Raw genomic sequence first — 7,548 nt, forward strand, 5'->3', positions numbered from 1 at the left:
AGCTTGCGGTGATGCAGCAGCAACATCTTCCGGTCCGGGTTCAGTACGAACCCGGACGCGGTGAAGTGCCGATCCAATTGCGAGCGATCGAGTGCGTCAGTCATTCACGCAGCACCGTACTGGTTGATGCGGTCGGCCATGTAGTCCAGCTCGGCGCGGGTAATGTCAGGATGAACCGGAATCGTCGTCATGCTTGCCAGCAGTGCTTCGGCATTCGGGCACTCGTTGCGATAGTGGGCCAGCGCCGGGAACTCGTAGAGTGCCTTGCAACCGTAGCGCTTGATGTCGGACGGAATGCCGGCGTCATCGAGGTAGTCAATGAACGCACGGTTGTCGGCGAAGTGCAGTTCAAGATTGAGGAAGTAATAGTTCGGCTCCCCCCCTGCGATGATTTTTTTCTCGCGAACCTTGCTGTGATCCAGCTTGCTCAGGAAGTAGGCCGCGTTTTCACGGCGCTGATCGATCTGCCCGGCCAGTGAGGCCAGACGGCTTTCGCCCAGGGCTGCCGGCAGCGCAGCGAGTTTGTAGTTAAGGCCGAAGTCTTTACCGTTGAGGTTCCCGAAACGGCTGTAATCGCGACTGCGCTGAGCCAGCGCATCGTCGTCGGTGAGGATGAAACCGCCCTCGCCGGTTGCCAATGGTTTGCGCTCGTGAGTGCTGAAGCACGACAAGTCGCCAAACTGCGAAAGCGGACGGCCATGCAGCGTCGTACCGTGGGAGTGGGCCAGGTCCAGGATCAGCTTGATTCCCAGCTCGTGGGTGAGTGTACGCATCTCGTCGACTTCGGTCGGGTAGCCCCACATCGGGATATCGATAATTGCGCGGGTGCGCGGTGTCATCCGCGCCTTGATAGACGCCGGGTCTGCGCCGAAGCCATGAGGACGGGTGTCGACGAAGACCGGATTGGCGCCTGCCGCGATGATCGGGTAGATGGTGCACAGCGGGCAGCTCGGCGTCAGCAGCACGTCATCGCCAGGGCCTACGCCTGCCGCATAAATGGCCACGCTAAGCGCCGCACCGCCCGACGATACGGCGATCGCATGCCGTGCCTTGAACCAGGCGGCGAGTTTGCCTTCGTATTCCGCCACCACATCACTGGTGCCCGACAGCGGGCGTTCCAGGGTTTTTTTCATGGTCTGCAGATCGTCTGCATACACCGGGCGGTATTTATCGGACACAGTCAGTCGGGCAGTCGCGGCATTGGCAAGATTAGATGACATTGGAATCGGCTCCGAAGTGGGCGTTGGACTTGGCGGATTGCTCGGTACGCAGGGACAGCACAGGCGCCAGGTCGGACCGGGCAATGTCGGCGGCGCAAATCTTTTCGATGATCTTGTAGGTAGGTCGCAGGCTTTCGAAGCTCGCCTCATAGGACGAACGACTGCGCACGGCGTCGAAGAACTTCTCCAGCTCGCCAAAATAACCACTGCGCTCGTACCCGGAATCGAGTGGCCCGGGCTGCCACGCACCACGCCAGCGCTTGGCCGTGCCGGTAGCGCTGGTGCCGTGTTCCGGCTCGTGCATGGTGATATTCCAGAGGTTGTTGAGCTCGACCATCATCGAATTCGAGCTGACGATCTTCATGTCGAATTCGAAGTACGGGAACATGGTTCCGCTCAAGAGGCTAACGGTGGCACCGGTGGAAAACTGCAGCTCCAGACTCACCAGCAGCGAGTCGTCGTGGCGCTGAACCCGCGACTCGATATCGCGCAGCTCGCCACCGCCGAAGGTGACACCCAGGTCGATCGTGTGGATTGCCTGCGCCAGCAGGAAGGATCTCAGCGTCGAGTCCAGGCCCCAGAGCGGCGCCGTTGGCTTGCTTGCATAGTGATTGAGCTGGATATGCACAACCTTCCCGAATTGCTCGGTACGGGTCATGTCGCGCAGTTGACGCATGGGTTTGGCAAACTTGAAGTTCATCCCGACGCCTGTGACGACGTTCGAGCGGCGACTGGCCTCGATCAGGGTTTCCAGCTCGGCGAGGGTGAAGCAAGGCGGTTTTTCGACAAACACGTGGACGCCCTTGGCCATGGCCTTGAGCGCAAGATCGCGGTGTGCCTGAGGTGGGCATGCCATGACCACGGCATCGATCGAGTTGGACGCCAGCATCTCGTCGAAATCGTCCGTTATCGACACATTCGAGATGAAGCGATGAATCTGTCCGGCACGCGTGAGGTCGCTGTCACAGACCGCCACGATACGTATGTCCGGCATTTGTAGAAGTGTGGGCAACAGATTTTCTTGCATCTGTGCGCCGAGACCAACGATGCCAACTCTGAGTACAGTCATTACCATCTCCATCCTGGAAAATTGGGAACTGCTTCGTAAATGGTTGGACGAACGCCTACGCGGGTTCCGACCCGGAGGACTGTTTCGAAAAATCGAATGAACCTGGCGTTCGTTTCAAGCCGGGCAGGGTTGCCCTAAATGGGGGGATCGCTATGGCCGCGAAGATCACCACCGCTCAGCGCGTCAGGACGATCGCCTGATATCGCCAAAGGTGTTTTTTGCAATGGATCGACACGATGAATCTGCAGGCTGTCGCAAGAAGCAGGCATGAAGCCGCGGAGACGGGGTTTGAGGATGTCCGCAGACCCGGGGGGCAGCGAGGCGTCATAATCCAAGTCGATTGCGCAGAAGGCAAAAGTCTTTAGGGGCCGGTCGCACATTCCATCGAAAAAGGAATGGTGACTTTCTTGCGAGTAAGCATGCATGAGCGGAATCTTCCTTGAAGTACATCTTCGTTCATCCTTGATCTGCAGGTACTCAATCTCCGTGAGCACCTGAGAAAACACATCGTATAAACAATGTGTGGCTATATGTGTAGGCTCCCGCGCCACCTCACGAGCCATCCATTGACTGCCCTTCCCCAAAGCGCTCAATCTATCGGGCGCCTGAACGAGCTCGGCGAATGCCCCACGCCTCGTCCAACCCCATCGAATCTGTAAGGACACAACCATGAGAAAGTGGCTTTCCCTGCTGTTCGCCGCCGCGGTTTTTCATCCCCCCGTTGCCTTCGCCGACTGCGCCAGCTCCCCCAAACCCGTGGCCGAAGCTTTCTATAGCGGGTACCTGCAAAGTTTCAGCGCTGGAAAAGATCCGCTGACCGATGATAGTGCGCAGATGAAGCAGTACGTTTCGGACGAGCTGATCGACAAGATCAAAAAGCAGATGGCCAGCCCGGATGGGCTGGAAGAGGACTATTTCATCAAGGCTCAAGACTACATGGAAGAATGGCTCACCCACATCCAGGTCAGTGAGCCACTCGTGCAGGGAGCCTCAGCCAGGGAGCAGGTGACATTGGGCAATACGCCCGATACAACCCAGATCGTGGATGTGCTGCTGGTCAAGAACAATGGCTGCTGGAAGATCAATGACGTGCTGTCCACAGCGGATCAGAGTGATTGAGCGATGGCCGATCGTTTCTTCTGAATCGCCAGGCGCACTGACGATCTACTGGACGGTGAGCCGAATAGCCACACAATCGGCTCATCAGATGAGCCGAATAACCCTATTATTCGGCTCACAGCCATGGACCACCCACGTTGGATCCGGGCAGCAGCCCACTGGACAATGTCCTCCTCACGGATAACTAAACGCCCGAACCAGCGTCAACTCCCCCACCGCCCGCATYGGCACGACAAACGTCTGCATCTTCTCGTCAGGCGTTCCCTCTTCTGTAATCACCGTCACCTGCGCTGTGGTCAGCGGCTGAACAGCATTCTCCTGACCCTCCTCACCACTGCGATACCCGCCTCCAAAGTAATTCAGATACACCAGGTATTGCCCCTTGATCGGCGCCGGCATGGAAAAAATCTCCGGCCCGTAGCCGGTGGTGACGTCGACATCCAGCGCCGCGCCATTGGGCGCCACACGGTCGCCGTACCAGATGTGTGCGCCATCAGGGGTGATGAGGTGCAAATCCAGATCGGTGTTATCGCTGTCCCAGGACAGCAGTACCCGCAGTTTGGCCGGGGTAGCGCCGCCGCTGAGGTGGAGGAATTGAGTGCGGTGGCGTTGCTGACCGTCCGGGCTGCGGACTTCGACGCTATTGCTGCCATTGGGGAATGAAAACGGGCGGTCGAAATGTCCGGCGGGGTCGAGTTTCAGCGGCATGCTGACGCCGTTGACAATGAGTTTTCCAGGCTCGTTGCGCTTGGGCGTGGCTTTGATCTGACCGCTAATGCGAGCGGTGTTGGCCTGGCCCGCCGGGGTGTTGACCGAGGAAGCAGGGTAGTTGACGGTCTGACGGAAGTTTTCGCCTTCACCTTCGGCGGCACCGATGCGCCAGCCACCGACAGGGGTGTCGAGTTTGACGGCATCGGCTGCCATCGCCATCGGCAACGCTGTCAAAGAGCAGAGGAACAGGATGACCTGTGGATAACGACGTTTCATGGCCTATTCCAGTAAAAGTTGACGGGCGAGCCCTTCGATGTAGGTTTCGTCCTGGCCGTTGGGGTGTGCATCGAAGGCCAGGTGCAGGTATTCGTGAGTCAGGTCGAGGCGATCCTGTAGCGACAGCACGCCGCGCACATAAATGCGCTGACGTTCGCGGTCGACATAAGGGTTACCGAAAGCAAGGCGGCAGACGGCGAAGGTGCTGACTTCGTTGTAGCCGACTTCGCTTTCAAGGCGTTGGCGCCAGCCGCGGCGCTGCTTCTGCARCCAGTTTTGTGCAGCGGGCAGGGCCTCGCAGGAGGCGACGGGATTGTCCCAACGGCTGAGGCTCCCGCGCGGGTAGGCATGGAGCAGGATCGCGTCGTAGCGCTGGCCGGCACTGGCTTGTTCGACGGCTTGCTGCCAGGAGAGTTTGTCGGTGCCGGGCTGATCGGAGTGGTAAGTGACGGTGCTGCCGGCAAGAATCAGGTCGCTGGTCCAGGCGGCAATGTTGCGCGAATCCGCCGTGGCCGGGCGTGGGGCGACGCGCTGACGGCTGCTGCTGTCGTCGATGCTCAGGCAGTCACCGTTGCGTGTGGCGTTTTGCAGCAGGTAGGTGCGGATCGCGACGGCCAGGGCTTTGGCGGCTTCAGCGGGTTCGGGCCTGGCTTCGCGCTGAAGGACGCGGGCGACATATTCTTCACGGTCCAGGCGGGCGACCAGCTTTTGTGAAGGGCCGTCCTTCAACAGAAACAGCTCGCCGTCGCTGTGGATCTCGAGTTGGTTACCGTTGACGAACTCGACGCGGTAGTCGCCCTGCAAGGGGCCAGGGGGCGCCACGCGATCACCTGAGAGCACGCGTTGCAGTGGATAGCGGGAGAACAGGCTGACTTCGACGCATCGCCCCGCTTGCGCAGGCCAAGTGGACGGCAACACGCTGGACAGCGCCTCCGCGTAGTTGCGCAGGACCTTCTGGCTGGTGCCCCGCCCGCCGGCCCAGATCGGCGTTCCGTCCGCCAGCCATCCGGCGAACCCGCCCTGACGCGACGAAGGGTCCCGATCCCCCAGCCAGCTCCAGGTTTTCACTCGCAGGCGGCCACCGAGTTCACCCACGGCATTGCCATCAGCAGCGTTCAACACCACATCCAGCAACACTCGACGGGCCTGATCCTGTGCCGGCATCAGCGCCAGTGCCTTTAACAACTCAGCCACCGAAACCCGGGCTTGCGGCTGCAATGATGGCAAATCCAGCAACCACTCCGGCGCCTGACGCGCCTGCCAATATTCCCGCCATCCGGCGTCAGTAATACCCAACCGCTTCGGCTCGAAATACAGTCCGCAGGATTTCGCCAACGCCTGATCCCGCCCAATGCTCGCGCCAGCGGTGCAGCAATACACTTCTTCCTTCGACTGCCCGCGACACTCATAAACCGGCTCACGAGCGCCGGTATCGACCAGCCACCCGTAAACGAACAGCTTCCATACACTCCCCAGCGGCGTTTGCAGCGTCTGCGGCAACGGCTCGCGCGCCATCACCTGAGTCCGGCTCAACTGCAGCAACTCACCCTTCAAAGCCAGGCGCAGCGGCTCGTCCTGCGCCGTGGCCAGCGCAGGGATCAGACACAGCAGCCACCAGACCAGAGGCCGGATCATGTCATTTAACCGTGATCTGGCCGAGGGCCGGCTTCTGTTCCAGGGCCTGGTGCTGTGGCGCATAGACCTGGGTGAAGCGTACCGGCGGCAGGTTGAACTGGCCTTTTTGCGAGAAACGCACCAGATGACGCAAGCGCAATTCACCGCTCAGGGCATCGACCGGAATCGCGTAGGCCAATTGTCCCGGTTCGAAACGGGCCTTTTCCAGCGAGCTCGGCTCGCTGCCGGCCTTGCCCATGAGTTTGATGCCCCAGGTCGTACGCTCTACATCCGCACCGGGTGGCAGCGGCACTTCGAGCATGCCGTAGCGCAGTGGCTTCGCGGCGTTGCTGGCGATGATCACTTCGTCCAGGTACAGGCTGTCACTGGACAATGGCTGGGTGCCGACCGCTTCCAGCTTGAAGTTGAAGGCTTCGTCACCCGGCACCAGCCGCGACAGGCGACGGGTGATGGTCACGGCCATCGGATCGAATGCCGGTTGCTTGCTCTGGAAGCTCAACGCGGCCCGCAGCGGACGCTCCTGGGCGCCGGTCAGGGACAACACGCCAGGCACTTGCGCACCTTGCCACTGCCAGTAGATTTCGCCGGTAGCGCCCTGCCCTTGCTTCCAGCCTTCACCCGGTGTCAATGCAACGGCGGGGGAAGCCTGTTCGATGCTGCGCTGCAACCAGGTCAGCGCCAAAGCACGCTCCAGGGTCGATTGCTGCGGCAACAGACGTTGCAACAACGCTGTCGCGTGTGCCTGATCGAAGGGTTGCAGCGACAGGTTCAAGGCTTCGACAAACGGCTGGGAGCTGGCAGCCAAACGTTGCCGGGCATCCGCCAGTTGCCGATTGAAAGCGTCCGGCAGATTGACCTTGGCCTGTACGGCCATCGATGCGGTCAGCACGCGAGCACTGGCCAGACCCAGCGCCGAGTCCGGATCGCTCATGACGATGCTGTCTTGCCCCTCGTCCATCAGGTTTGCAGCATTGCCCTCGCCGGCTTTCGCCAGATCGTCCATCAAACCGCTGAGCAACGTATTCACCGGTAATTGCATCTGCCGGGCGAACGACACAATCAGCGCTCGCTGCAACAGCGGCGTGTCCTTCGCCTGTTTTGCGTAGATCTCCAGCACCTGCTGCCAGTGCTCCGGCGGCAGACTCAGATCCAGCGCCTTGCTGGCGTACCAGTCGGCGTAATAGGCGTAAGCGGTGAGGAACGCGTCCGGCTCGCCATCCTGGCCCCACCAGGTGAAGCACGCGGAAGGCCCGGCCATTTGCACCAGCCGCAGACGGCTGTTCTGCATGATCAGCCGCAAGCGGTCACGAATCCGCGGGTTCGACGACAAGGTCGGGTAAGCGATGCTCAGCGGCAGCAAACGACTGGCGGTCTGCTCGACGCCACCGTACGGGTAGCTCAACAGGTCGTCGAGGGCCGAACGGAACAGCGCTTGCGGGCTGTCATCCAGCCGCAGGCGGATATCGCTGGCATCCGCCGGCAGGGTCAGCGGTGTATCGCCGCCGAGCACATCCAGAC

At 60.6% G+C, this 7,548-nt stretch carries 5 protein-coding genes and 1 pseudogene; 1 reads left to right on the top strand and 5 read right to left on the bottom strand.

Translation table 11 applies throughout. The features are described 5' to 3' along the window. Positions 1-104 precede the first annotated feature (104 nt). Both AC1DH9_RS22445 and AC1DH9_RS22450 read right to left on the bottom strand, forming a co-directional pair. Positions 105-1,220, bottom strand: a complete 1,116-nt coding sequence (locus AC1DH9_RS22445; protein ID WP_427541731.1) for a DegT/DnrJ/EryC1/StrS family aminotransferase — start codon at positions 1,218-1,220, stop codon at positions 105-107. Continuing rightward, positions 1,210-2,289 carry a Gfo/Idh/MocA family protein gene (locus tag AC1DH9_RS22450; protein ID WP_427541728.1) on the bottom strand — a complete coding sequence of 360 codons (1,080 nt, stop codon included), beginning with the start codon at positions 2,287-2,289 and terminating at the stop codon, positions 1,210-1,212. Before AC1DH9_RS22450 ends, AC1DH9_RS22445 begins: the two co-directional genes overlap by 11 nt. Positions 2,290-2,958: 669 nt before the next feature. On the opposite strand from AC1DH9_RS22450, the gene AC1DH9_RS22455 reads away from it, so the two are divergent. Beyond that, positions 2,959-3,408 carry a DUF3828 domain-containing protein gene (locus AC1DH9_RS22455; protein WP_427541708.1) on the top strand — a complete coding sequence of 150 codons (450 nt, stop codon included), beginning with the start codon at positions 2,959-2,961 and terminating at the stop codon, positions 3,406-3,408. Between the two features lie 174 nt (positions 3,409-3,582). On the opposite strand, the gene AC1DH9_RS22460 is transcribed toward AC1DH9_RS22455, so the two are convergent. The 3 genes and pseudogenes from AC1DH9_RS22460 to AC1DH9_RS22470 all read right to left on the bottom strand — a co-directional run. After that, a complete protein-coding gene (locus AC1DH9_RS22460; RefSeq protein ID WP_427541706.1) occupies positions 3,583-4,395 on the bottom strand; it encodes a YfaP family protein in 813 nt (270 codons plus the stop codon). Positions 4,396-4,398: 3 nt separating this feature from the next. Continuing rightward, on the bottom strand, positions 4,399-6,030 hold the full coding sequence (locus AC1DH9_RS22465; RefSeq protein ID WP_427541703.1) for a DUF2300 domain-containing protein: 1,632 nt from the start codon (positions 6,028-6,030) through the stop codon (positions 4,399-4,401). A gap of 1 nt (position 6,031) precedes the next feature. Further along, positions 6,032-7,548 (bottom strand): annotated as a pseudogene (locus AC1DH9_RS22470) (alpha-2-macroglobulin family protein); the annotation flags it as partial.

The organism is Pseudomonas sp. 05T35, from assembly GCF_056396605.1.